Raw genomic sequence first — 22,830 nt, 5'->3', positions numbered from 1 at the left:
AAGGAGCCAACCCCTCATGGACACCACCGCCGTCGTCCCCGCCGTCGCCTTCCTCGCCGACGCGGCGACCGCCGACCTGCCCCCCGCACGCCCCAAGCCCACCAGCACCACCGGCCAGCAGGAGACCACCCGCACCCTGTGGCAGTCCCCCGACGGGCTCGCGGAGGTCGGCGTCTGGGAGTGCGACCCCGGCCACTTCACCGCCACCCGCGACGGCTACGACGAGGTCTGCCAGGTGCTGACCGGGTCCGCCACCGTCCGCACCGACGGCGGTGAGGCCGTCGAGCTGCGCCCCGGCTCCACCCTGGCCATGCCCGCGGGCTGGCGCGGCACGTGGCAGGTCCACGAGACCCTGCGCAAGGTGTACGTGCTGCGCACCCACGGGACGGGCGCATGACTCTCGTCCTGCACGGCGGCCGGGTGTGGACCGGTGACCCGGAGCGCCCCCACGCGACCGCCGTCGCCGTGGCCGGCGGCCGCATCACGGCCGTCGGCTCCGACGCCGAGGTACGCCGGGCCGCCGGCCGGCCGGCCGAAACGGTCGACCTGGCCGGCCGCACCGTCGTACCCGGTCTCCAGGACGCGCACATCCATCCCGTCTGGGGCGCCCTGGAGGCACTGCGCTGCGACCTCACCGGGGCCACCGACGCCGAGAGCTGCGTAACGGCCGTCCGGGAGTACGCGGCCGCCCACCCCGGGCAGCCGTGGATCCTGGGCGGCGGCTGGACCATGGACTGCTTCCCCGGCGGCTGGCCCACCCGGGAACCGCTGGACGCGGCCGTCCCGGACCGGCCCGTCTTCCTGCCCAACGCCGACCACCACTCGGCGTGGGTCAACTCGGCGGCGCTGGAGCGCGCCGGGATCGACGCCGGCACACCGGACCCGCCGGCCGGGCGGATCGAGCGCGACGCGGCAGGCCGGCCCACCGGGGTGCTGCACGAGAGCGCCATGGACCTGGTGGCCCGGCTGCTCCCGCCGGACACCGCCGAGGAGCAGCTCGCCGCGCTCCGACACGCGCAGGCCCACCTCTTCCGCTACGGCATCACCGGCTGGCAGGACGCCATCGTCGGCGCCTACGGCGGGGCCGGCGACACCCTCGCCGCCTACCGGCGGGCCGATGCCGAGGGCCTGCTGAAGGCCCGGGTCACCGGCGCCCTGTGGTGGGACCGCGACCGCGGCCCGGAGCAGCTGGACGACCTGGTGGCCCGCCGCGGCGAGCCCGGCCGCCGCTTCCGGGCCGCCGCGGTGAAGATCATGCAGGACGGCGTGCTGGAGAACGGCACCGGCGCCCTGCTGGAGCCGTACCTGGACTCCTGCGGGTGCGCCACCGGCAACCTCGGCCACTCCAACGTGCCCGCCGGCCTGCTCGCCGAGGCGGTGACCCGGCTGGACGCGGCCGGTTTCCAGGTGCACTTCCACGCGATCGGCGACCGGGCGGTGCGCGAGTGCCTGGACGCGGTCGAGGCCGCCGCCCGCGCGGGCGGGCCGCGCGACCGGCGCCACCACATCGCCCATGTGCAACTCGTCGACGACGCGGACATCGGCCGCTTCGCCGAACTGGGCGTGGCCGCCAACGTCCAGTCGCTGTGGGCGACCCACCACCAGCAGACCGACGAGCTGACCAACCCGCTGCTGGGCGAGGGCCGGGCCGGCCGGCAGTACCCCTTCCGCCGGCTGCTGGACAGTGGCGCCCGGCTCGCCGGCGGCAGCGACTGGCCGGTCACCACGGCCGACCCGTGGCAGGCCATGCACGTCGCCGTGCACCGCACCGAACCCCCCGGCTCCGCGAACGCCGACTGGCCGGGCGCCGACCGCCCGTTCGTGCCCGGGGAACGGCTGGAGTTCACCGACATCCTGCGCGCCTACACCGCCGGCTCGGCCTGGGTGAACGGCAACGACGGCGAGGTCGGCCTGGTGCGCGAGGGCATGGCGGCGGACCTCGCCGTCCTCGACCGGGACCTGTTCGCCCCGGACGCGGACGTGGCCGGCACCCGTTCGGTGCTCACGCTGGTCGCGGGGGAGGCGGTCCACGCCGAGTGAACACGGCCGACGGTGCCCGGGAACGGTCCCGGGCGCCGTCGGCGGATCCGCCCGCAGCATCCCCTGCGGGACACGACCCGGGCCGGGCGACGGCGCGGTGCGCCGGGAGACCTCGCTGCTCAGGATCTTGTCGCAGCCTTCGGTGTCTGGTCTTCTGGACTCCGGGTGATCCGGAACGCGTTCGCCGCCCGGTTGCACACGCGTCCGGCACAGGCACGAGACCGAGGATGGCAACGGCGTGGAATCAGTGGCTGGGGAGGACGTGCGGGGCCCTCTGCCCGAGGGACTTGGCGCGGCCATACGCGATACCGCCGAGGAGATCGCCGCGCTGCTGCGCCGGGGCGCCGACATGGGACTTCCGGTACCTGGGTCGGAATGGAACGTAGGGGAGGCGGCAGCGCATCTGGCGCAGGCCAACGAACTGATGGCCGATATCGCGGCAGGACGCGCACGCAGTTACGGAGACGGCACGCCGCAGAGCCTCGCCGCGGCCAATGAGCGAGCGCTCGCCGAGTTCGACGAGCGTGGGGCCGAGCCGCTGGCCGCGATGATCGTGGCGCAGGCCGATGCCTGCCTGAAGGCGCTGGACGAGGGTGCCGCGGAAGGAACCGTCGTCACTCCGCTGGGTCCGATGGGCCCGCACGTACTGGGGTCGTACCTGCTCACGCACATGCTTGGCCACGGTTACGATCTCGCCCGTGCACTGGGCCGTCCACACATGATCGATCGTGCCCGGGTCGAGCTGACTCTGCCGTTCCTGATCACGGCCATGCCGCGGGTGACCGACACCGCCCGCACCGCCGGGCTGACCGCCCGCTACGCGATCCGCTTGTGGGGTGGTGCCCGATTCGGCGTGACAGTGGCCAACGGCGCGGTGTCTGTCGGCTCGCAGCCGCCGACCCGACCGGACTGCACCATCCTCACCGAGCCGGTCACCTTCCTCCTGATGGCACTCGGCCGCCGCGACCAGTGGAGTGCCGTCGCCCAGGGCCGTGTCTTCGCCTGGGGCCGCAAGCTCTGGCTCGCTCCCCGCTTCCCGGGTCTCTTCAAGGCGCCCTGACCGCAGCGGCAGCGCACCGCCGCATGTGGCCGGCCGGCCGTTCCGGCAGTGGGGTTGGCCAGACTCCGCTCGCACTGCGACCGGATGCCCTCCACCGGGTTCAACTCCGGTGCGTATGCGGGTAGCAGGAAGGCGGTCAGCCAGGGGCGGGCGGTGACCAACTGCCGCATTGCCCGGGAAGTGTGGGTGCTCAGCCGGTCCCGGCCCAGGCCGACCCGACCCCGTCAGGGACCTGGTGCCGCATCGGTGACGGGCAGGGCCCGAGCGTGACCGAGGGGCCCGCCGCGGACAACCGTGCGGGGCCCCCGCGCGCCCGGGCCCGGCCCCTGCCCGTCACCGGAGCCGGGCACGGTCAGGCCTTGTGGTCCGGTACCGCGGCAGGCGGCACGGTGTCCGCGTCCGTGCCCGCCTTCTGGAGCGGCAGGGCGCCCGTCGCCCGTTTCGCCGTCTGGATCTGCTCGTACACCCGCGTACGGAGTTCCGTGAAGCGCGGGTCCGCCCGGGTGTGCAGCTGGTCGCGGTCGGCCGGGAGGTCGATCTCCAGCTGTTCCTGGACCACTGTCGGGGACGACGACAGGATGACGACCCGCTCGCCCAGGTAGACGGCCTCGTCGATGTCGTGGGTGACGAAGAGGACGGTCACACCGAGCTCCTGCCACAGCCGCCGGATCAGGTCCTCGAGGTCGGCGCGGGTCTGGGCGTCGACGGCCGCGAACGGCTCGTCCATAAGGAGCACTTCGGGCTCGTACGCGACGGCTCGGGCGATGGCGACGCGCTGCTGCATGCCGCCGGAGAGCTGCCAGGGGTACGCGCCCGCGGCGTCGCCGAGGCCGACGGCGTGCAGGGCGTGCTCGACCAGCTCACGGCGGCGGGCCTTCGTCAGCTGCTTCTTCTGGCGCAGCGGCAGCTCGACGTTGTCGCGCACCCGCAGCCACGGGAAGAGGCTGCGGCCGTACTCCTGGAACACGACGGCCATACCGGGCGGCGGGCCGGTGATCCGGTTGCCCTGCAGCAGGACTTCCCCGGACGTGGGTTCGAGCAGGCCGGCGATGCACTTCAGGAGCGTCGTCTTGCCGCAGCCGGACGGGCCGACGAGGCAGACCAGTTCACCGGCGTCGAGGGAGAAGGTGAGGTCGCGCACCGCCTCGACGTGCCGACCGTGTCCCTCGTAGACCTTCCGCAGGCCTCTTACCTCGAGCATGTGCTGTCCCTTCCCGACGATCGCACCGCTTTCCTTGCTCATGACGCCTTCCGGGATTGGCGCAGGCCGTGGTACCAGGCCAGGGCCCGGCGTTCGACCACCTGGAACACCAGGGCGAGCAGCACGCCGAGCAGTCCGAGCAGCAGGATGCCGCTCCACATGCCCGGGATGGCGAAGCTGCGCTGGAACTGGACGACGGCGAAGCCGAGTCCGTTGCTGGCCGCGAACATCTCGCTGATGACCATCGGGATGACGCCGATCGACAGTGCCTGCCGCAGGCCCGCGAAGATCTGCGGGCTGGCGGAGCGCAGTACCAGGTGGCCGAGGCGCGCGCGGCCCTCGATGCCGTACGACCGGGCCGTGTCGGCCAGCACGCCGTCGATGGCCCGTACGCCCTCGACGGTGCTGGCAGTCGCCTCGCGCAGATACGGGACCACGGTGATCAGCACTCCCGCGGCGACGCCCGCGGCGGTGGCGATGAGCAGCCCGACAGCCCAGCCGGTGAGGGTGTCGCCGAGCGCCACCCAGAAGGCGGCGTCGGACATCTCCTCCGCCAGGGCGGCGGCGATCGTGCTGGTGGGCGGCAGGTAGTCGGGAGACACGAGGCCGAGGCGGGGCACCGCCTCGACCAGCGCGAGGAAGCCGCCGAGGTCCGCGAGTCCTCCTCCCTCTGCGTGCTCGACGGCGACGACATCGTCTACGTCAGCCGAGTGCCCACCAGTCGCATCATGACCGCCACCATCACCGTCGGCACCCGCTTCCCCGCCCATGTCACCTCGGTCGGGCGGGTGTTGCTCGCCCACCTCCCGGACGAGCAGATCGATCAGCACCTCGCCAGGTGCGAGCTGCGCCCGCTGACCTCCCGCACCATCGTCTCCCCACCGCAGCTGCGCGCCGAACTCCAGCGGATCCGCAAGCAGGGGTACGCCATCATGGACCAGGAGCTCGAGGTGGGGCTGCGCACCGTGGCCGCCCCGGTCCGCGACGGGGCCGGCACCGTCGTCGCCGCCGTCAACATCCCCGTGCACGCGAGCCGCAACTCCGTCGACTCCGTACGCCGAGATCTGCTGCCCTCGCTCCTTGCGACCGTGGCCCGGATCGAGGCCGACCTGCACGTGGTCAGGCGCTGACGCCCGGGCCGCCCCTCGTGCCGCCGGAGCGGCTCCGTCCGGAGCGCCCCGCGCCCGCAACCGGGCACGGCGACGCTCCGCGTCGCGGCACCCGGATGCGATTCTCCCCCGCAAGCGGGAGGTACCCCCCGGCGTGAACGCCGGGGCACCCTCGCGAGATCCGGTGAACGGGGCCGCGAGGGCCGTACGGGGACGGGACGTCTTCGGCGCCGCGGGCTCCGGCGCCTCCTCCAGGACGACGTACACGTGGGTACGCCTCCGAAGCCGAAGTTGCCGATCCGGCGCGGCGCACCGCTGCCGGGGTGCCGGCTTTGCACACGCCGTCGCCCGGACCGGCACCGTCTGCGTCGTCTTCGTCGACGGCCGCTTCTCCCGGCGCATCGTCGGCCGACCGCCACCTCCAAGAAGACCCGACTCGCCCTGGGCGTACGGGGGGTGATCCGATGGCAGCGCGATCGCGCTCCGCTCTCCCCACACGAGTCGGCGATCCACCTGAGCGTGTTCCCGTTCCGGGCATCACCCTCGCAACCGGGAGCAACCCGCCGGATCGGCGGCAATCCGTATGCCTTTCCCCGGAGCGCGGCCACACCATGACACGGGTTGGACCATTCTCTGCCAGGTCTGCTACACACCACTTTGGATGGTGGCTGAAGAGAAGTGGTGTGCATGGCAAGCGTCCTGACGAACAGTAACCATCTCGCCGCATGCCCTGCGCCGTGTGATCGACTGGATCCGGCCACGGCACATACGGAGCTATAGGCTGCTTCTGCGGTGATCATGGCGGAGTAGCCCCCCCACCTTCCCATCGGCCGTGGTCCCGGCACAGGGGCGGGCTTCGCCGGTTGACACCGCGGCCGCGAACGATGGCCCCCTTTACCGTTGTCGACTCGTCTTGAGGGTGTTTCATGGCTCGCTCCCCGTCTTCCGCGTCTTACCAGCGCCCGGGCGGGCCGTTGTGGCCGGTCGTCCTGGCCTCGGTCGCCGCCTGCGCCGCCGCCGTCTGTCTGATCGCAGGCGGAACGCGTCCCGAATGGGCCGCGGCGGGGGGCGCGGCGGTCCTGGTCCTGCCGGCGGCCGTGGAGTGGATGCGCCGTCGACACCGTGACGCCGTGGCTGAAAACGATCGCCTCCGAAAGGAGATCCAGGAGCGCGAGGCCCGGTGGCGCGCCCTCTCGGCGGAACGATCCGAGGCGCTGCGCGTCGAGATCGAACACCTGGTGGCGGTGCAGCTGCCCGCGCTGCTGAGCGACGAACCGGTGCCGCCCGCACGCGGCGGCGACAAGGCCGACGAGGAGGTGGCCCGGGAGTTCGAGCGGGTGCGCACCGCGGTGGTCGAGGCGGCCGAGGAGAACCGGGAGCGGCGGGAGACCCTGCGGCTGGCGGTGGTCGCCCTCGCGCGGCGGGTGCAGGCGGCGGCGCACCGCATCCAGGAGGGGGCGTCGCTGATGGCGGCCCGGCACCCGGGGAATGCCGACGTCCTGGAGTCGAGCATGGCGGTGGACCACTCCGCGGCCCAGCAGGCACGGCTGGCGCAGAGCCTGGCGGTGCTGTGCAGGGAGTGGCCGGGGCAGCAGTGGCAGAATCCGCTGGCGCTGGTGGACGTGGTGCGGGCCGCCTCGGGCCGGATCACCGCCTTCCAGCGGGTGGAGGTGGCGGGGGACCCGGATGTGGCGGCCGCACCGCAGGTGGTCGAGCCGCTGATCCACCTGACCGCGGAGCTGCTGGCCAACGCCACGCAGTCCTCGCCGCCGCGCACCAAGGTGTCGGTGACGGTGCGCTCCGTGCAGCGGGGCGCGGTCGTCGAGATCGACGACGGCGGGGTGGGCATGGACGAGCACGCGCTGTCGCGGGCCCGCGAGGTGGCCTCGGGGCGCAGGCCTGTGGGGGTCGGCGAGGTGGGAGAGGTGCCGCAGACGGGCCTCGCGGTCGTCGGCGAGTACACCCGCCGCCACGGGTTCGGTGTGGACCTGCTGCCCTCGCCGTACGGCGGGGTACGGGCCGTGGTCCTGGTGCCGGTCGCGATGGTGGAGACCCTGGACCCGGCGGGCGCGCACCTTCCGGAGCAGCGTGCCCGCGCCGCGGAGACCGCTGCCCTCGCGGCACCCGCGCCCTCGCGGCGCCCCGCCCCCGACGCAGCCCCCGACGCCGCCGAGGACACCGCGCCGTCGCGGCTCCCGCAGCGGCGCTCCCTGCGGGGCACGTCGAAGGCCGCCTCCCCGGTCTCGGCGGCGGATGCCTCGCCGGCCTTGACGCCGCAACAGGCAGCGGACTGGATGGGCGCCTACTTCCACGGAGGGCAAGGCGCGGACCCGGCTCCGGGTGACACGGCCGGTGACGCCGGCGACAACGTCCGTAACAACACGCAGGAGTGAGGAAGAGCGATGACGCAGGACCAGCAGATGACGCAGGAGCGGAGCTGGATGATCGCCGACGTCACGTCGGTACAGGGTGTGCGGCACGTCGTGGTGCTGAGCTCGGACGGGCTTCCGGTGACATGGTGCGACCGCACCGACCGGGAGACGGCCGACCGGCTGGCCGCGGCCTGCTCCGGCCTGCAGTCCCTGGGCAAGAGCCTGGCGCAGGAGTTCGGCTCCGGGAACCAGGCGGTGCGCCAGCAGCTGACCGAGTGGGACGGCGGCTTTCTGTTCATACGCTCCGCCGCCACCGGCACGCACCTGGCGGTGGTCACCGAGGCGGTCGTCGACCCGGCTCTGCTGGCTCAGCAGATGCAGGCCCAGGTCCTCAAGCTCGGGGAGCGGGGGCTGGCGACTCCGGCCCGCCAGGAAGCCCAGGCATGAGCAGCCCCCAGGAGTACCGGGACGACCCGCTGCGGCCGTATGTGCTCACCGGGGGGCGGTCGCGGCCGACCCGCAACACCCTGCGGGTCGACACCCTGCTGCTGGCCGACCCGGACAAGCCCCTGCCGGTCTCGGCCAGCCGTCAGGAGCGGGCGCTGCTGACGATGTGCGCGCGGCTGCTCTCCCTGGCGGAGGCCGCCGCCCACCTGGAGCTTCCGGTGAGCATCGTCACCATCCTGGCGTCCGACCTGGTGGACTCCGGACATCTGCAGGCGCGTTCGGGCATCCCGGCCGCCTCCTCCCCCGACCCGTCACTCCTTGAGGAGGTACTGCATGGTCTCCGCAAGCTCCGCTGACCGCTACCTGCCCCAAACCGTGCAGCAGCCGGTGAAGGTCCTCGTCGTCGGCGCCCTCGGCGTGGGCAAGACCACGCTGGTCGGCTCGGTCAGTGAGATCCGGCCGCTGCGTACCGAAGAGACCATGACCGAGGCCGGCGCGGGGGTGGACCGCCTGGCCGGTCTGCCGGACAAGCACACCACCACGGTCGCGATGGACTTCGGCCGTATCACCCTCAACGACCGCCTGGTGCTGTACCTGTTCGGCGCCCCGGGCCAGCGCCGCTTCTGGAACCTCTGGGAGGGCCTCGCCGAGGGCGCGGTGGGGGTGCTCGTCCTGGTCGACACACGCCGTCTGGAGGACAGCTTCGAGGTGCTCGACCAGCTCGAACTGCGCGGAGACACGCCCTTCGTCGTGGCGGTCAACCGCTTCCCCGACACCCAGCGGTACAGCGAGCAGGAGCTGCGGCAGGCGATGGACCTGCTGCCCGAGACCCCGATCGTGGAGTGCGATGCCCGTGATCGGACCGAGGCGATGGACGTCCTGATCGACCTCGTCCAGCACGCGACCGACCTCTCCCTCGCGCGGAAGGTGGCCTCATGACCCTCCCGCCCCCGCCGGGCTGCCCGGCCCGCACCACGACGGCCGGGCTCACCTCCCTGTCCGATGTGACGGCGGCCGCCGACCCGCACGGCGTCTACCGCCGGCTGCGCGAGGAGTGGGGCGACGTCGCCCGTGTGGAGCTGGAACCCGGCGTGGCCGCCTGGCTCGTGATGGGCTACCAGGAGCTGCTCACCATCACCCGCAACGAGCAGCTCTACTCCCGCGACGCACGCAACTGGGGCGACTTCCGGACCGGTGTGGTCGCCCCGGACTCCGGGCTGGGTCCGATGATGTTCTGGCGGGCCAATGTCATCGGAGCCGACGGGGAGGAGCACCGGCGGCTGCGTCGGCCGCTGGACGACGGGGTCAGCGCGATCGACCAGCGGCGGATGCGGCGGTCGGTCCAGGCGATGTGCGCCGACCTGATCGCCGGCTTCGCCGGCCGCGGCAGCGCCGACCTGGTGGCCGAGTACGCGCAGTCCATTCCGCTGCTCGCCATCGCCGCCCTGTTCGGCCTGGACATGGACGAGCGGTACGAGCTGCTGGCCGGCCTGGCGGCGCTGTTCGGCTCCGCCGACGACTCGCAGGTCGGCAACCGCCGGTTCGAGGAGATCCTCGCCGACGTCATGAACGCCCGCCGGAACGCACCCACCGACGACCTCACCTCCGGGTTCCTCGCCCACCCCGACCTGCGCGGCGACCCCGAGGTCCTGCAGTCCATGGTGGTGATGATCTCCGCCGGGCAGGAGACCACCACCGTCTGGATCGCCCGCACCCTGGAGCTGATGCTCACCGACCCGCGCTTCGCCGGACGGATGCGCGGCGGGCGCCTGGGCATCGACGACGCCCTGGACGAGGTGCTGTGGCGCCACCCGCCCATGACCCACATGCCCGCCCGCTACGCGCTGCGCGACACCGAGCTGGGCGGTCGGCGCATCCGCAAGGGCGATGCCCTGATCCTCGGCCTGGCCGCTGCCAACGGCGATCCCCGCATCCACGACGGCGACCCTTCGGCGGAGCCGGGAAACCGCTCCCACCTGGCCTGGAGCGCCGGCCCGCACGCCTGCCCCGCTCGGATCCCCGCCCGTCTGATCACCCGCACCGCCGTCGAGACCGCCCTGCACCGCCTGCCCGACATCCACCTGGAGGTCCCCGCCGACGAGATCGCCCTCCGCCCCTCGCCGTGGACGCGCTGCCCCGTCTCCCTGCCGGTGACCTTCACTCCGCCCCTGTCCCCGGCCCCGGTCCACAAGGCATGATCATCTTCTGTACCGTCAGACCGCAGCCCACCACCGGAGGTAGTGCATGACCGTCCAGGACGTCTCCGCCCACCAGGTGCCCTTGGTCCGCCTCGACCCGACCGGCTCCGACCACCACGGCGAGGCCGCCCGACTGCGCGAGCTCGGCCCAGTCGTCCGTATCGAGCTGCCCGGCGGCGTGCACGCCTGGGCGGTCACCCACCACCAGCTCCTCGCCGACCTGGTGGCCGACCCCCGGGTCAGCAAGGACTGGCACCGCTGGAACGCCATCCGCAACGGCGAGATAGCCGACGACTGGCCCCTGACCGGCATGGTCAAGGTCACCAACATGGTGACCGCCGACGGCGCGGAGCACCACCGGCTGCGCAGACTGGTCACCAAGACCCTGACCCCGCAGCGGGTCCAGGCCCTGCGTCCGCGCATCGTCGAGATCACCGAGGGCCTGCTGGACGCCCTGCCCGGGCACGCCCTTCCGGACGGATCGGTCGACCTGCGCCGGCACTTCGCCTACCCGGTGCCCATGCAGGTGATCTGCGAGCTGGTCGGCGTGCCCGAGCACGAGCGCGACGAGATGCGCGCTCTGGTCGACAGCATCTTCCGCACCGACACCACTCCGGAGGAGGTGCTGAACACCCAGCGGGACATCTACCTGCTGCTCGACCGGGTCGTCGAGGCGCGGCGCAAGGAGCCGGGGGACGACCTGACCAGTGCCCTCATCGCCGCCCGCGAGGAGGAGCCCGACACCCTCAGCGACGACGAACTGCTCGGCACGCTGTGGGTGATGGTCTCCGCCGGCCACGAGACCACCCTCAGCCTGCTGGTCAACGCCGTCCGGGCCCTGCTCACCCACCCCGACCAGCGTGCCACCGCCCTCGGCGGCGACGCCGGGGTCTGGTCGGCGGTGGTGGAGGAGACCCTCCGCTGGGACGCCCCGATCGGCAACTTCCTGGCCCGCTACCCCCTCGAGGACATCGAGGTCGCCGGCGTCACCATCCCCGCCGGCGAGGCCATCCTCGCCCCGTACAGCGCCGTCGGCCGTGACAGCGCCCAGCACGGGCCGGACGCCCACCGCTTCGACGTCACCCGCACCCAGGCCAAGCACCTCTCGTTCGGCCACGGGCCGCATGTCTGCGTGGGCGCGCCGCTGGCCCGGCTGGAGGCGAACATCGCGCTGCCGGCGCTGTTCGCCCGCTACCCCGACCTGGCGCTCGCAGTCGACCCCGGCGACCTCGTCCCCGTCCCCTCCATGTTCTCCAACTCGGTCCAGACCCTCCCCGTCCGCCTGGGCACGCCGAACTCCGACGGCGCCTGACCGCGCCGAAGGCTTTCGCGGGTGTGGTCCTCACGCCCGTGAGGCCGTGACGCGTCCGAAGGCCGCCCCCGGCACCTGCCCGGCACCGGGGGCGGCCTTCGCGTTCCCCGTCGTCCGATCCGCCGGTGCTGGTCCGGCGTCTTGCGTCGGGGACCGGGCAGGGCGGCCGGAGCCGGGGCCGGCCTTCACCGCGTGCATGGCGGGCGGGGTCAGGATGCTCACCGGCGCGCTGTCGGCGGGCGGGTTCGGCCGGGACGCCGTCCCCGTGTTCGGACTGCTCGCCCTGCTCTCGTTCCTCGGGTGAGCGCTGCCCGACGGGCTCTGTCTCCGCGCCGGACACGGAACGCTGAGTGTATAAAAATGTGGAGTCTCGTATAGACTTTCATGGTCCCGTACTCGTTCGCCGTCCCCAGGAGCTCCCCGATGGTGCATGTCCCGTCCGGTTTCACCGGCCGCCACTTCCTCAAGGAGCTGGACTTCACCCAGGAGGAGTTCCGCGGCCTGGTCGAGCTGGCGGCCGAGCTGAAGGCCGCCAAGAAGGCCGGGGCCGAGACGCCGTACCTGCGCGGGAAGAACATCGCGCTGATCTTCGAGAAGACCTCGACGCGCACCCGTTGCGCGTTCGAGGTGGCCGCCGCCGACCAGGGCGCCTCGACGACGTATCTCGATCCGTCAGGATCGCAGATCGGGCACAAGGAGTCCGTCAAGGACACCGCCCGCGTCCTCGGCCGGATGTTCGACGCGATCGAGTACCGGGGTGACGGCCAGGACACCGTCGAGGAACTGGCCGCGCACGCCGGCGTCCCCGTCTACAACGGGCTCACCGACGCCTGGCACCCCACCCAGATGCTCGCCGACGTGCTCACCATGACCGAGCACAGCGCCAAGCCGCTGAACGGGATCACTTTCGCCTACCTCGGCGACGCCCGCTTCAACATGGGCAACTCCTACCTGGTCACCGGCGCCCTGCTCGGCATGGACGTACGCCTGGTCGCCCCCAAGACGTACTGGCCGGCCAAGGACGTCGTCGACCGGGCCCGCGAGCTGGCCGGCTCCAGCGGCGCGCGCATCACCCTCACCGAGTCCCTGGACGACGGCGTGCGCGGAGCCGACTTCGTGGCCACCGACGTCTGGGTGTCCATGGGTGAGCCCCAGGAGGTGTGGGCCGAGCGGATCGAGGCCCTCGCCCCGTACGCCGTGACGATGGACGTCCTGCGCGCCACCGGCAATCCGGACGTGAAGTTCCTGCACTGCCTGCCCGCCTTCCACGACCTCGGCACCAAGGTCGGCCGCGAGATCCACGAGCGGTACGGCCTGCGGTCGCTGGAAGTGACCGACGAGGTGTTCGAGTCGGCCCACTCGGTCGTCTTCGACGAGGCGGAGAACCGGCTGCACACCATCAAGGCGGTCATGGTCGCCACTCTGGCCTGAGCGCCCGTATCCTGACAAACGGTGCCGGACCACCCATTCCGCCGCCGTAGCGCGACCCCTGGTCACCCCATGGTCGCCCCCGCACCACCAGAAACGAGCACCACCCCCCTCATGCCCGCTCCCCGCATCAAGTCCCCGGCCCTCCTCGTCGCCGAATCCGGCGCCGACCGCGCGGGGCACGGCCTCAAGCGCACGATGGGCCTGTTCCAGCTCGTCTGCTTCGGCGTCGGAGCCATCGTCGGCACCGGCATCTTCGTCGGTCTGTCCGACTCGGTCGCCCAGGCGGGCCCCGCCGTCGTCGTCTCCTTCGTGCTGGCCGCGATCACCTGCGTGTTCACCGCCTTCTCCTTCGCCGAGCTCGGCGGCGCGATCCCCGTCGCCGGATCGTCGTACTCCTTCGCCTACGCCGGCCTCGGTGAGACCACCGCCTTCCTGGTCGGCTGGTGCCTGCTGCTGGAGTACGGCATCTCCATCTCCGCGGTCGCCGTCGGCTGGAGCCAGTACGTCAACGAGCTGCTGCACAGCCTCACCGGATGGCAGCTCCCGGCCGCCCTCTCCGCCGGACCGGGCGACGGCGGGGTCGTGAACGTCCCGGCCGTCGTCGTCATCGCCATGGCCTGTGTGCTGCTGGTGCGCGGGGTGCGCGAGAGCGCCCGGGCGACCGCCGCCATGGCCGTGCTCAAGCTCGTCATCCTCGGCGCCTTCTGCGTCATCGGCTTCACCGCCTTCAAGCACGGCAACCTCACCCCGTTCTCCCCGGCCGGCCTCGGCGGCATCGGCGCGGGCACCACGGCCGCGTTCTTCTCCTACATCGGCTTCGACGCGATCACCACGGCCGGCGAGGAGGCCAAGAACCCGCGCCGGGACATCCCCGTCGCGATCCTCGTCTGCATCGGCCTGGTCACCGTGCTGTACTGCGCGGTCGCGCTCGCCGCGATCGGCGCCATCGGCAGCGGCCAGGTCGGCGGCCGCCCCGCCGCCCTGTCCTACGTGGTCAACACGGTGACCGGCTCCTCGATCGGCGGAGCGGTGATCGCCTTCGGCGCGGTCGTCGCCATCGCCTCCGTGGTGCTGACGGTGACGTACGCCCAGTCCCGCATCCTGATGTCGATGTCCCGTGACGGGCTCGTCCCGCGCGTCCTGCAGAAGGTCTCGCCGCGGACCTCCACGCCCGTCGCCGGCACCCTGGTCGTCGGCGTCGTCTTCGCGATCCCCGCGGCCTTCGCGTCGCTGGACGTCGTGGTCAACCTGTGCACCATCGGCACGCTCGCCATCATGGGCGTCGTCAACATCGCCGTGATCGCGCTGCGCCGCCGCGAGCCGGGCCTCGCCCGCAGCTTCCGGGTGCCGCTCTACCCGGTGCTGCCACTGCTCGGCGTCGGCTGCTGCGTGTACCTGATGTACGAGACGGGCTGGACGACCTGGCTCCAGTTCGCCGCCTTCCTCGCGGCCGGGCTGCTGCTGTACGTCGGCTACGGGCGTCGGAACTCCCGGCTCGCGGCGCGGGCCGGGGCGGCGGAGTTCACGCCGGACGCAGTCGAGGCGGAACCGCGGCCAGCCTGAACCACACCGCCTTGCCCGACGCGGTCGGGCGGTGCCCGCAGGCGGAGCTGAGGGCGCGGATCAGCAGCAGGCCGCGCCCGTTCTCCTGCCAGGGGTCCGGTGCCGTGAGGACCGGCCGGGTCAGGCCGCCGGGCGGGGCCGGGTCCGGGTCGTGCACCTCGACATGACAGCCGGTCGGCAGCAGCTCCACCACCAGCTCTATCGGGCCCCTGCCCGCGGTGTGCTCCACGGCGTTCGCCACCAGCTCCGCGGTCAGCAGCTCCGCCGTGTCGCTGTCGGCGGCCGTGTGCTCCAGCTCGGCCAGCGCCGAACGGACCAGAGCGCGGGCCACGGGCACGGCGGCGGCCGTGTGCGGCAGCGCGACGCGCCAGGAGGCAGGGCTGGCAGAGGGGGGTTCGTGCACCGTGTGTCCGTTCGTGGCGCAGGGCATCCCGGTGATCACCATCAGGCTGTCCCGCTTTCAACGAGGGGAATGGTACGGGGCCCGTCGGCAGCGGCTTTCAGCGGCCTCCGTGCCGGACCGTCGGGCCCGGCACGGGTCGGCCTACCCAGGCGGACGGCCGGCCTCCCGCGACCCCTCCCGTCGTTACCGCGCCATTGACGAGCTGTGACGAAACGACGGGGAGCGGCCACACTGTCACGAGCTTTATCGCGCACTCCTGACGGTGGTCACGAATGAGTGATAACTTCGGTGGGGAGAACTCAGCGAGGCACAGGTCGTGGCAGTCCCCCGAGGAGGCCGTCCGCCATGAGTCCCTTCACCGGCTCCGCAGTCCGCACCTCCGACTGGCGTCACCTGCGCGTCGAGCGCGCCGACGGCGTCGCCACGGTCACCCTCGCCCGCCCCGACAGGCTGAACGCGCTCACCTTCGGCGCCTACGCCGACCTGCGCGACCTGCTCGCCGAACTGTCCCGTGAGCGGGCCGTGCGCGCCCTGGTCCTGGCCGGGGAGGGACGCGGCTTCTGCTCGGGCGGCGACGTGGACGAGATCATCGGCGCCACGCTGGGCATGGACACGTCCGAGCTGATGGACTTCAACCGGATGACCGGGCAGGTCGTACGCGCCGTACGGGAGTGCCCGTTCCCGGTGATCGCGGCGGTGCACGGGGTGGCGGCCGGGGCCGGCGCGGTCCTGGCCCTGGCGGCGGACTTCCGGGTCGCGGACCCCACCGCCCGTTTCGCCTTCCTCTTCACCCGCGTCGGCCTGTCCGGCGGCGACATGGGCGCCGCCTATCTGCTGCCCCGCGTCGTCGGGCTCGGCCACGCGACCCGGCTGCTGATGCTCGGCGAGCCGGTGCGCGCGCCCGAGGCCGAGCGGATCGGCCTGATCAGCCACCTCACCGACGAGGGCCGCGCCGACGAGGCCGCCCAGGCCCTCGCCCGCCGCCTGGCCGACGGCCCGGCCCTCGCCCACGCCCAGACCAAGGCGCTGCTCACCGCCGAACTGGACATGCCCCTGTCCGCCGCCGTCGAGCTGGACGCCTCCACCCAGGCCCTGCTGATGAACGGCGAGGACTACGCCGAGTTCCACGCGGCCTTCACCGAGAAGCGCCCGCCGAAGTGGCGGGGGAGGTGAGGAGACGGTGGCCGGTGCCATGAGGGTCGCGGTCATCGGCGGCGGACCCGGTGGCCTGTACGCCGCCGCCCTGCTCAAAAGGCTCGACCCGGCCCGCGAGGTCACCGTCTGGGAGCGCAACGCGCCCGACGACACCTTCGGCTTCGGGGTCGTGCTCTCCGACGAGACCCTCGGCGGGATCGAGCACGCCGACCCGGTGGTGTACGAGGCTCTGCGCAAGGAGTTCGTGCGCTGGGACGACATCGACATCGTGCACCGCGGCACCCGGCACACCTCCGGCGGCCACGGCTTCGCCGCGCTCGGCAGGCGGCGCCTGCTGCGGATCCTGCACGAGCGCTGCCGCTCCCTCGGCGTCGAGCTGCGCTTCCGCACGCCGGCCCCGCCCCCGGCCCGGCTCGCACGGACGTACGACCTGGTCGTCGCCGCCGACGGCGTGCACAGCACCACGCGCGAGGCGTACGCCGACGTGTTCCGCCCCCGGGCGACCGGCCACCGCTGCCGCTACATCTGGCTCGCAGCCGACTTCGCCTTCGACGCCTTCCGCTTCGAGATCGCCGAGACCGAGCACGGCGTGATGCAGCTGCACGGCTATCCCTACTCCCGCCCGTCGCCCGACCACCACCCCTCGGCGAGGCCCTTCGGGCCGCTGGACGAATGCGCCTCGACCGTGATCGTCGAGATGCGCGAGGAGGTGTGGCGCGCGGCCGGTTTCGACGCCATGGACGAGCAGGAGTCCGTGGAGCACTGCGCCAAGATCTTCGCGGACGCGCTCGGCGGACGGCCGCTCAGGTCCAACAAGTCCGCGTGGACCACTTTCCGCACGGTCGTCAACGAACACTGGTCGCACGGCAACCTGGTGCTGCTCGGCGACGCCGCCCACACCGCCCACTTCTCCATCGGCTCCGGTACCAAGCTCGCCGTCGAGGACGCCCTCGCGCTGGCCGCCTGTCTGGAGGAGCAGCCTTCGCTCGCAAAGGCTCTGGCGGCGTACGAGGAGGAGCGGAGGCCGGTCGTCGCCTCCACCCAGCGCGCCGCGCGGGCCAGCCTGGAGTGGTTCGAGAACCTGGGTCTCTACCTGGACCAGCCGCCCCGCCAGTTCGCCTTCAACCTGCTCACCCGCAGCCGCCGCGTCACCCACGACAACCTCAGGCTGCGCGATTCCCGCTTCACCGAGGCCGTGGAGCGCGAGTTCGGCTGCCCGCCCGGCACGCCGCCGATGTTCACCCCGTTCCGGCTGCGCGGCCTGACCCTGCGCAACCGGGTCGTGGTGTCCCCCATGGACATGTACTCGGCGGTCGACGGCGTCCCCGGCGACTTCCACCTCGTCCACCTGGGCGCCCGGGCGCTGGGCGGCGCGGGCCTGGTGATGACCGAGATGGTGTGCGTCAGCCCCGAGGGCCGGATCACCCCGGGCTGCACCGGCCTGTGGTCCGGGAAGCAGGCCGAGGCCTGGCGGCGGATCACCGACTTCGTGCACCGGCGGTCACCGGGCACCGCGATCGGCGTGCAGCTCGGCCACAGCGGGCGCAAGGGCTCGACCAAGCTGATGTGGGAGGGCATGGACGAGCCGCTGCCCGAGGGCAACTGGCCGCTGGTGGCCGCCTCCCCGCTGCCGTACACACCGGGCAGCCAGACCCCGCGCCGGCTCTCCCGCGCCCAGCTCACCGACATCCGCGAGCAGTTCACCGGCGCCGCCCTGCGGGCCGCCCGGGCCGGCTTCGACCTGCTCGAACTCCACTGCGCCCACGGCTACCTGCTCTCCGGCTTCCTCTCCCCGCTCACCAACCACCGCACCGACGCCTACGGCGGCTCGCTGGAGAAACGGTTGCGCTTCCCGCTGGAGGTCTTCGACGCCGTACGTGGAGCGTGGCCCGAGGAGCGCCCGATGACCGTACGCGTCTCCGCCACCGACTGGGCCGAGGGCGGTACGACCGCCGAGGAGGCCGTGGAGATCGCCCGCGCCTTCGCCGCGCACGGCGCCGACGCGATCGACGTGTCGACCGGGCAGGTGGTGGCCGGGGAGCGGCCGGAGTTCGGACGCTCGTACCAGACGCCGTTCGCCGACCGCATCCGGCACGAGGTGGGCGTCCCGGTGGTCGCGGTCGGCGCGATCTCCTCCTGGGACGACGTCAACTCCCTGATCCTGGCCGGACGTACGGACCTGTGCGCGCTGGCCCGCCCGCACCTGTACGACCCGAACTGGACGCTGCACGCCGCCGCCGAGCAGGGCTACACGGGCCCCGCCGCTGTGTGGCCGGCGCCCTACCGGGCGGGCAGCCGCCGCCCGCGGACGGGCCGCACGGACGCGCCCAAGCCCCGCCTGAGCCTGGGGACTCGATCAGGGATGTGACTCGATGTGACTCAGAGCCCGACGAACTCGGCCCCCGCGTCCCGCAGCCGCTCGTGCAGTCCCCGGAAGACGGCGGCCGAGCGGGCGCCCGGCCAGTCGGCGGGCAGCAGCCGGGCGGGCAGGCCCGGGTCCGCATAGGGCAGGTGGCGCCAGGAGTCCAGGGCGAGGAGATAGTCGCGGTAGGCCTCCTCGGGCGGGGTGTCGGCGCGCTGCTCCCAGGCACGCAGCACGCGCGCGTGCCGGTCGAGGAACGTCTCGTGCTGCTTGGCGATCGCCGCCAGGTCCCACCACCGCCCGACCGCCTCCGCGGTCGGCGTGAAGCCCAGGTGCTCGCCGCGGAAGAAGTCCACGTACGGGTCCAGGCCCAGCCTCCGGAGCGTGTGCCGGGTCTCCTCGTACACCCGGGCCGGGGCGATCCACACACCGGGCGCCGCCGTGCCGAAGCCGAGCGCGGCCAGCCGGGAGCGCAGCACGTGCCGCTTGTTGCGCTCGGACTCGGGCACGGAGAACACCGCCAGCACCCAGCCCTCGTCCCCGGGCAGCCCCGTGGCGTAGATACGGCGGTCGCCGTCGTCCAGCAACTGCCGTGCCTCGGCGGAGAGTTCGTAACCCGCCGCGCCCTGTGCCGTACGGGCCGGCAGCAGCAGCCCGCGCCGCTTGAGCCGGGACACCGAGGAGCGCACGGACGGAGCGTCCACCCCCACGGCGGCCAGCAGCCGGATCAGCTCGGCGACGGGCACCGGGCCGGGTGCGGAGCGGCCGTAGGCGCCGTAGAGCGTGACGATCAAGGACCTCGGGGCGTGTTGCGCGTGCTGGTCGGACACGTTGATCATCTTAGGCCGTCGGCATCACTGCTGGTCACCGCGGCCGCTGGGTACTACTGTCCGCGCGCAGCCGGAACCGCTGGAGCTTGCCGGTGGCCGTGCGCGGCAGTGCGTCCAGGAAGACGATCTCGCGCGGGCACTTGTACGGGGCCAGCTCGGACTTGACGTACGCGCGCAGCGCCTCCGCCTCCCGCGGGGCGCCCTCCCGCAGCACGGCGTAGGCCACCACGACCTGCCCGCGGGCCTCGTCGGGCCGTCCGACGACCGCCGCCTCGACCACGTCCGGATGGCGCAGCAGCGCGTCCTCGACCTCCGGTCCCGCGATGTTGTACCCGGCCGAGACGATCATGTCGTCGGCGCGGGCGACATAGCGGAAGTAGCCGTCCGGCTCGCGGACGTAGGTGTCACCGGTGACGTTCCAGCCGCCCCGCACGTACGCGCGTTGCCGTGGGTCGGCGAGGTAGCGGCAGCCGACCGGCCCCCGGACGGCGAGCAGACCGGGCTCCCCGTCGGGCACGGGGTCGCCGTGCCCGTCCTGCACGCGCGCGTGCCACCCCGGTACGGGCACACCCGTGGTCCCCGGCCGGATGTCGTCGTCGGCCGCCGAGACGAAGATGTGCAGCAGCTCGGTGGCGCCGATGCCGTTGATGATGCGCAGCCCGGTCCGCTCGTGCCAGGCGTGCCAGGTGGCCGCGGGCAGGTTCTCCCCGGCGGACACGCAGCGCCGCAGCGACGAGACGTCGTGGGCGTCGAGCCCGTCGAGCATGGCGCGGTAGGCGGTGGGCGCGGTGAACAGCACGGACACCCGGTGCTCGGCGACCGCGGCCAGCAGCTGCCGCGGATGGGCCTGTTCGAGCAGCAGCGCGCAGGCGCCGGCGCGCATCGGGAAGACGACGAGCCCGCCGAGCCCGAAGGTGAACCCCAGCGGGGGACTGCCCGCGAAGACGTCGTCCGCGCGCGGCTTGAGCACATGCTTCGAGAAGGTGTCCGCGATCGCCAGCACGTCCCGGTGGAAGTGCACGCAGCCCTTGGGCCGCCCGGTGGTGCCCGAGGTGAACGCGATGAGCGCCACGTCGTCGGCGGCGGTGCCCACGGCAGGGTACGGCGTGCCGGGCGCGGGGCGGCGCAGGAGGTCGTCGGGAGCGTCACCGCCGTACGTCGTGATGGCGAGCCCTGGCACCTCCGCCTTGGCCAGGTCGTCGACGGACCGGATGTCGCACAGCGCGTGCCGGACCCGGGCGATCTCGCACATCGTGCGCAGCTCGTGCGGGCGCTGCTGGGCCAGCACGGTGACGGCGACCGCGCCGGCCTTCAGCACGGCCAGCCAGCAGGCCGCCAGCCAGGGCGTGGTCGGGCCGCGCAGCAGGACGCGGTTGCCGGGGACGACGCCGAGGTCGCCGGTCAGGACGTGCGCGATGCGGTCGACGCGGGCACGCAGGTCGCCGTAGGTCCAGGCCTCCCCGGCGGGAGTACGGAACACCGGGCGCCCGGCGTCCGCGTGGTCCAGCAGTTCGGCGGCGCAGTTCAGCCGGTCGGGGTAGCGCAGCTCGGGCAGGTCGAAGCGGAGCTCGGGCCACTGGTCCGGGGGAGGGAGGTGGTCACGCGCGAAGGTGTCGACGTGGGCCGAGGTCGTCGGCGGCCGGGTGTCGGTCCTGGTCGGGTCCATGGCGGTTCGCCCCCTTGTCGTGGTGGGCTCGCACAGGGAGCGTATCGCGTTGATGACGACAGTCAACGCTACGCGATACGGTGGCTGCACCCCGGTTGGTTGCCCGGGAGGGAGGACCGGCGAATGCCCGCATTCTCGCTCGAACCGGAACAGGCCGCCTGGTGTGCCGAGCTGCGCACCCTGGCCGCCGACCGGCTGCGCCCGCTCGCCGACAAGGGCGAGCCGGGTCACGCCAACCGCGCACTGCTCACCGAACTCGGCCGACTCGGCCTGCTGGAACGCCTGTTCACCTCGGGCGCGCTGGACCTGTGCCTGATGCGGGAGTCCCTGGCGTACGCCTGCACCGAGGCCGAGACGGCCCTCGCCCTCCAGGGCCTGGGCGCCCACCCGCTGCACACCCACGGCACCCCGGCCCAGCGCGTCCGCTGGCTGCCGCGGGTGATCGAGGGCAGCGCGGTGGCGGCCTTCGCCCTGAGCGAGCCGGGCGCCGGTTCGGACGCGGCGGCGCTGGCCCTCCGCGCCGAACCGGAGGGGGCCCGCTGGCGGCTCACGGGGGAGAAGTGCTGGATCTCCAACGCCCCCGAGGCCGACTTCTACACCGTCTTCGCACGTACGACACCAGGCGCCCGCTCCCGCGGCGTGACCGCGTTCCTGGTTCCGGCGGACCGCCCCGGCCTGACCGGCACCGCGCTGGCGATGCTCTCCCCGCACCCCATCGGCGCGCTGGACTTCGACGGCGTCCCCGTCACGGCGGACGATGTGATCGGCGAGGTGGGCGGCGGCTTCCGGGTGGCCATGGGCACGCTCAACCTGTTCCGCCCCAGCGTGGGCGCCTTCGCCGTCGGCATGGCGCAGGCGGCGCTGGACGCGACCCTCACCCACACGGCCCACCGGGTGGCCTTCGGCGGCACGCTGAGGGACCTTCAGGCGGTCGCCCACCAGGTCGCCGAGATGGCCCTGCGCACGGAGGCGGCCCGCCTGATGGTGTACGCGGCGGCGACGGCGTACGACGACGGCGCCCCGGACGTCCCCAAGCGCGCCGCCATGGCGAAGCTGCTCGCCACCGAGACCGCGCAGTACGTCGTCGACACCGCCGTCCAACTGCACGGCGCCCGCGCCCTGGCCCGCGGCCACCTCCTCGAACACCTCTACCGCGAGGTGCGCGCACCCCGCATCTACGAGGGGGCGAGCGAGGTCCAGCGGGAGATCATCGCCAGGGAGCTGTACGCCGAGCCGCGCACCACCGGGGAGGCCCCGTGACCGCCGAGCGCGTCAACCCGCCCGAACTGTCCCCGCCCACGGGCTTCTCCCACGCGGTGGTGGCCACCGGCTCCCGCCTGCTGTTCCTGGCGGGCCAGACGGCACTCGACGCCGACGGCAAGGTGGTCGGCGACACCCTTCCCGAACAGTTCGAACGCGCCCTCACCAACCTCCTCACCGCCCTGCACGCAGCCGGCGGCACCCCCGCCGACCTCGCCCGCGTCACGGTCTACGCCACCGACCTCGCCGCTTACCGCGTCCACGCGCCCGAACTCGGCCGCTGCTGGCGCCGGTTGGCCGGCCGGGACTACCCGGCGATGGCGGTGGTGGGAGTCGTACGCCTGTGGGACGAACAGGCGCTGGTCGAACTGGACGGCTTCGCGGTCCTCGAGTAATGGCGGCCGGTCGCATGCCGCTGAGG

Annotated in this window: 21 protein-coding genes and 1 pseudogene; 16 read left to right on the top strand and 6 right to left on the bottom strand. The window is 73.0% G+C overall.

From position 1 onward, the window contains the following. Window positions 1–16: 16 nt before the first annotated feature. The 3 genes from ACX25U_RS08615 to ACX25U_RS08605 all read left to right on the top strand — a co-directional run bounded on the left by ACX25U_RS08615 (window position 17) and on the right by ACX25U_RS08605 (window position 3,100). Window positions 17–397, top strand: a complete 381-nt coding sequence (locus ACX25U_RS08615; RefSeq protein WP_454390218.1) for a cupin domain-containing protein — start codon at window positions 17–19, stop codon at window positions 395–397. Next, on the top strand, window positions 394–2,040 hold the full coding sequence (locus ACX25U_RS08610) for an amidohydrolase (protein ID WP_454390216.1): 1,647 nt from the start codon (window positions 394–396) through the stop codon (window positions 2,038–2,040). Before ACX25U_RS08615 ends, ACX25U_RS08610 begins: the two co-directional genes overlap by 4 nt. Before the next feature lie 238 nt (window positions 2,041–2,278). Further along, entirely contained in the window at window positions 2,279–3,100 is an 822-nt protein-coding gene (locus ACX25U_RS08605; RefSeq protein ID WP_454390214.1) for a maleylpyruvate isomerase family mycothiol-dependent enzyme, read from the top strand. Window positions 3,101–3,165: 65 nt separating this feature from the next. Here ACX25U_RS08605 and ACX25U_RS08600 read toward each other — a convergent pair. The 3 genes and pseudogenes from ACX25U_RS08600 to ACX25U_RS08590 form a co-directional block, all read right to left on the bottom strand. Then, a pseudogene (locus tag ACX25U_RS08600) lies at window positions 3,166–3,294 on the bottom strand (transposase); the annotation flags it as partial. Window positions 3,295–3,452: 158 nt separating this feature from the next. Next, window positions 3,453–4,301 (bottom strand): ABC transporter ATP-binding protein, encoded by an 849-nt coding sequence (locus ACX25U_RS08595; protein WP_454390212.1) that lies wholly within the window; start codon window positions 4,299–4,301, stop codon window positions 3,453–3,455. Between the two features lie 38 nt (window positions 4,302–4,339). Next, window positions 4,340–4,933: an ABC transporter permease gene (locus tag ACX25U_RS08590; RefSeq protein ID WP_454394163.1), complete on the bottom strand. Its 594-nt coding sequence runs from the start codon at window positions 4,931–4,933 to the stop codon at window positions 4,340–4,342. A 42-nt stretch (window positions 4,934–4,975) separates the two neighbouring features. Here ACX25U_RS08590 and ACX25U_RS08585 point away from each other — a divergent pair, with 42 nt between their 5' ends. From ACX25U_RS08585 to ACX25U_RS08545, 9 genes are all read left to right on the top strand, one after another. Then, window positions 4,976–5,431: an IclR family transcriptional regulator domain-containing protein gene (locus ACX25U_RS08585; RefSeq protein WP_454390210.1), complete on the top strand. Its 456-nt coding sequence runs from the start codon at window positions 4,976–4,978 to the stop codon at window positions 5,429–5,431. A gap of 1,109 nt (window positions 5,432–6,540) precedes the next feature. Next, on the top strand, window positions 6,541–7,803 hold the full coding sequence (locus tag ACX25U_RS08580) for an ATP-binding protein (protein ID WP_454390208.1): 1,263 nt from the start codon (window positions 6,541–6,543) through the stop codon (window positions 7,801–7,803). Window positions 7,804–7,812: 9 nt separating this feature from the next. Beyond that, window positions 7,813–8,229, top strand: a complete 417-nt coding sequence (locus tag ACX25U_RS08575) for a roadblock/LC7 domain-containing protein (protein WP_454390206.1) — start codon at window positions 7,813–7,815, stop codon at window positions 8,227–8,229. Then, entirely contained in the window at window positions 8,226–8,585 is a 360-nt protein-coding gene (locus ACX25U_RS08570; RefSeq protein ID WP_454390204.1) for a DUF742 domain-containing protein, read from the top strand. The genes ACX25U_RS08575 and ACX25U_RS08570 overlap by 4 nt, the downstream gene beginning before the upstream one ends. Then, on the top strand, window positions 8,563–9,168 hold the full coding sequence (locus tag ACX25U_RS08565; RefSeq protein ID WP_454390202.1) for a GTP-binding protein: 606 nt from the start codon (window positions 8,563–8,565) through the stop codon (window positions 9,166–9,168). Before ACX25U_RS08570 ends, ACX25U_RS08565 begins: the two co-directional genes overlap by 23 nt. Beyond that, the gene (locus ACX25U_RS08560) at window positions 9,165–10,427 is read left to right on the top strand and encodes a cytochrome P450 (protein ID WP_454390200.1); all 1,263 of its coding nucleotides are present in this window, start codon (window positions 9,165–9,167) and stop codon (window positions 10,425–10,427) included. The genes ACX25U_RS08565 and ACX25U_RS08560 overlap by 4 nt, the downstream gene beginning before the upstream one ends. Before the next feature lie 46 nt (window positions 10,428–10,473). Then, the gene (locus tag ACX25U_RS08555) at window positions 10,474–11,739 is read left to right on the top strand and encodes a cytochrome P450 family protein (protein WP_454390198.1); all 1,266 of its coding nucleotides are present in this window, start codon (window positions 10,474–10,476) and stop codon (window positions 11,737–11,739) included. A gap of 423 nt (window positions 11,740–12,162) precedes the next feature. Further along, window positions 12,163–13,170: an ornithine carbamoyltransferase gene (gene argF / locus ACX25U_RS08550; protein WP_454390196.1), complete on the top strand. Its 1,008-nt coding sequence runs from the start codon at window positions 12,163–12,165 to the stop codon at window positions 13,168–13,170. 111 nt (window positions 13,171–13,281) lie between these two features. Further along, on the top strand, window positions 13,282–14,733 hold the full coding sequence (locus tag ACX25U_RS08545; RefSeq protein WP_454390194.1) for an amino acid permease: 1,452 nt from the start codon (window positions 13,282–13,284) through the stop codon (window positions 14,731–14,733). Here ACX25U_RS08545 and ACX25U_RS08540 read toward each other — a convergent pair. Then, window positions 14,693–15,178: an ATP-binding protein gene (locus tag ACX25U_RS08540; RefSeq protein WP_454390192.1), complete on the bottom strand. Its 486-nt coding sequence runs from the start codon at window positions 15,176–15,178 to the stop codon at window positions 14,693–14,695. The genes ACX25U_RS08545 and ACX25U_RS08540 overlap by 41 nt on opposite strands. Window positions 15,179–15,481: 303 nt before the next feature. Here ACX25U_RS08540 and ACX25U_RS08535 point away from each other — a divergent pair, with 303 nt between their 5' ends. Both ACX25U_RS08535 and ACX25U_RS08530 read left to right on the top strand, forming a co-directional pair. Continuing rightward, window positions 15,482–16,309, top strand: coding sequence for an enoyl-CoA hydratase family protein (locus ACX25U_RS08535; protein WP_454390190.1), 828 nt, complete (start codon window positions 15,482–15,484; stop codon window positions 16,307–16,309). 19 nt (window positions 16,310–16,328) lie between these two features. Continuing rightward, the gene (locus ACX25U_RS08530) at window positions 16,329–18,659 is read left to right on the top strand and encodes a bifunctional salicylyl-CoA 5-hydroxylase/oxidoreductase (protein ID WP_454394161.1); all 2,331 of its coding nucleotides are present in this window, start codon (window positions 16,329–16,331) and stop codon (window positions 18,657–18,659) included. An 11-nt stretch (window positions 18,660–18,670) separates the two neighbouring features. On the opposite strand, the gene ACX25U_RS08525 is transcribed toward ACX25U_RS08530, so the two are convergent. Further along, entirely contained in the window at window positions 18,671–19,492 is an 822-nt protein-coding gene (locus ACX25U_RS08525; protein ID WP_454390188.1) for a PaaX family transcriptional regulator, read from the bottom strand. Between the two features lie 25 nt (window positions 19,493–19,517). Next, complete coding sequence (locus ACX25U_RS08520) at window positions 19,518–21,149, bottom strand: AMP-binding protein (protein WP_454390186.1); 1,632 nt, start codon at window positions 21,147–21,149, stop codon at window positions 19,518–19,520. A 123-nt stretch (window positions 21,150–21,272) separates the two neighbouring features. On the opposite strand from ACX25U_RS08520, the gene ACX25U_RS08515 reads away from it, so the two are divergent. Together ACX25U_RS08515 and ACX25U_RS08510 are read left to right on the top strand one after the other, a co-directional pair. Next, window positions 21,273–22,409, top strand: a complete 1,137-nt coding sequence (locus ACX25U_RS08515) for an acyl-CoA dehydrogenase family protein (protein ID WP_454390184.1) — start codon at window positions 21,273–21,275, stop codon at window positions 22,407–22,409. After that, on the top strand, window positions 22,406–22,804 hold the full coding sequence (locus ACX25U_RS08510; protein WP_454390182.1) for a RidA family protein: 399 nt from the start codon (window positions 22,406–22,408) through the stop codon (window positions 22,802–22,804). Before ACX25U_RS08515 ends, ACX25U_RS08510 begins: the two co-directional genes overlap by 4 nt. Window positions 22,805–22,830 lie beyond the last annotated feature (26 nt).

It is taken from the genome of Streptomyces sp. JNUCC 63, assembly GCF_054366325.1.
This window is presented reverse-complemented; position numbering and strand designations above follow the sequence as displayed.

What these genes read in the sequence shown, in the direction of transcription:
- ACX25U_RS08610 (WP_454390216.1), top strand. Translation starts at nt 394, where the DNA reads ATGACTCTCGTCCTGCACGGCGGCCGGGTGTGGACCGGTGACCCGGAG.
- argF (WP_454390196.1), top strand. Translation starts at nt 12,163, where the DNA reads ATGGTGCATGTCCCGTCCGGTTTCACCGGCCGCCACTTCCTCAAGGAG.
- ACX25U_RS08525 (WP_454390188.1), bottom strand. Translation starts at nt 19,492, where the DNA reads ATGATCAACGTGTCCGACCAGCACGCGCAACACGCCCCGAGGTCCTTG.
- ACX25U_RS08530 (WP_454394161.1), top strand. Translation starts at nt 16,329, where the DNA reads ATGAGGGTCGCGGTCATCGGCGGCGGACCCGGTGGCCTGTACGCCGCC.
- ACX25U_RS08555 (WP_454390198.1), top strand. Translation starts at nt 10,474, where the DNA reads ATGACCGTCCAGGACGTCTCCGCCCACCAGGTGCCCTTGGTCCGCCTC.
- ACX25U_RS08560 (WP_454390200.1), top strand. Translation starts at nt 9,165, where the DNA reads ATGACCCTCCCGCCCCCGCCGGGCTGCCCGGCCCGCACCACGACGGCC.
- ACX25U_RS08535 (WP_454390190.1), top strand. Translation starts at nt 15,482, where the DNA reads ATGAGTCCCTTCACCGGCTCCGCAGTCCGCACCTCCGACTGGCGTCAC.
- ACX25U_RS08515 (WP_454390184.1), top strand. Translation starts at nt 21,273, where the DNA reads ATGCCCGCATTCTCGCTCGAACCGGAACAGGCCGCCTGGTGTGCCGAG.
- ACX25U_RS08540 (WP_454390192.1), bottom strand. Translation starts at nt 15,178, where the DNA reads ATGGTGATCACCGGGATGCCCTGCGCCACGAACGGACACACGGTGCAC.
- ACX25U_RS08565 (WP_454390202.1), top strand. Translation starts at nt 8,563, where the DNA reads ATGGTCTCCGCAAGCTCCGCTGACCGCTACCTGCCCCAAACCGTGCAG.
- ACX25U_RS08520 (WP_454390186.1), bottom strand. Translation starts at nt 21,149, where the DNA reads ATGGACCCGACCAGGACCGACACCCGGCCGCCGACGACCTCGGCCCAC.
- ACX25U_RS08595 (WP_454390212.1), bottom strand. Translation starts at nt 4,301, where the DNA reads ATGCTCGAGGTAAGAGGCCTGCGGAAGGTCTACGAGGGACACGGTCGG.
- ACX25U_RS08545 (WP_454390194.1), top strand. Translation starts at nt 13,282, where the DNA reads ATGCCCGCTCCCCGCATCAAGTCCCCGGCCCTCCTCGTCGCCGAATCC.
- ACX25U_RS08575 (WP_454390206.1), top strand. Translation starts at nt 7,813, where the DNA reads ATGACGCAGGACCAGCAGATGACGCAGGAGCGGAGCTGGATGATCGCC.
- ACX25U_RS08570 (WP_454390204.1), top strand. Translation starts at nt 8,226, where the DNA reads ATGAGCAGCCCCCAGGAGTACCGGGACGACCCGCTGCGGCCGTATGTG.
- ACX25U_RS08615 (WP_454390218.1), top strand. Translation starts at nt 17, where the DNA reads ATGGACACCACCGCCGTCGTCCCCGCCGTCGCCTTCCTCGCCGACGCG.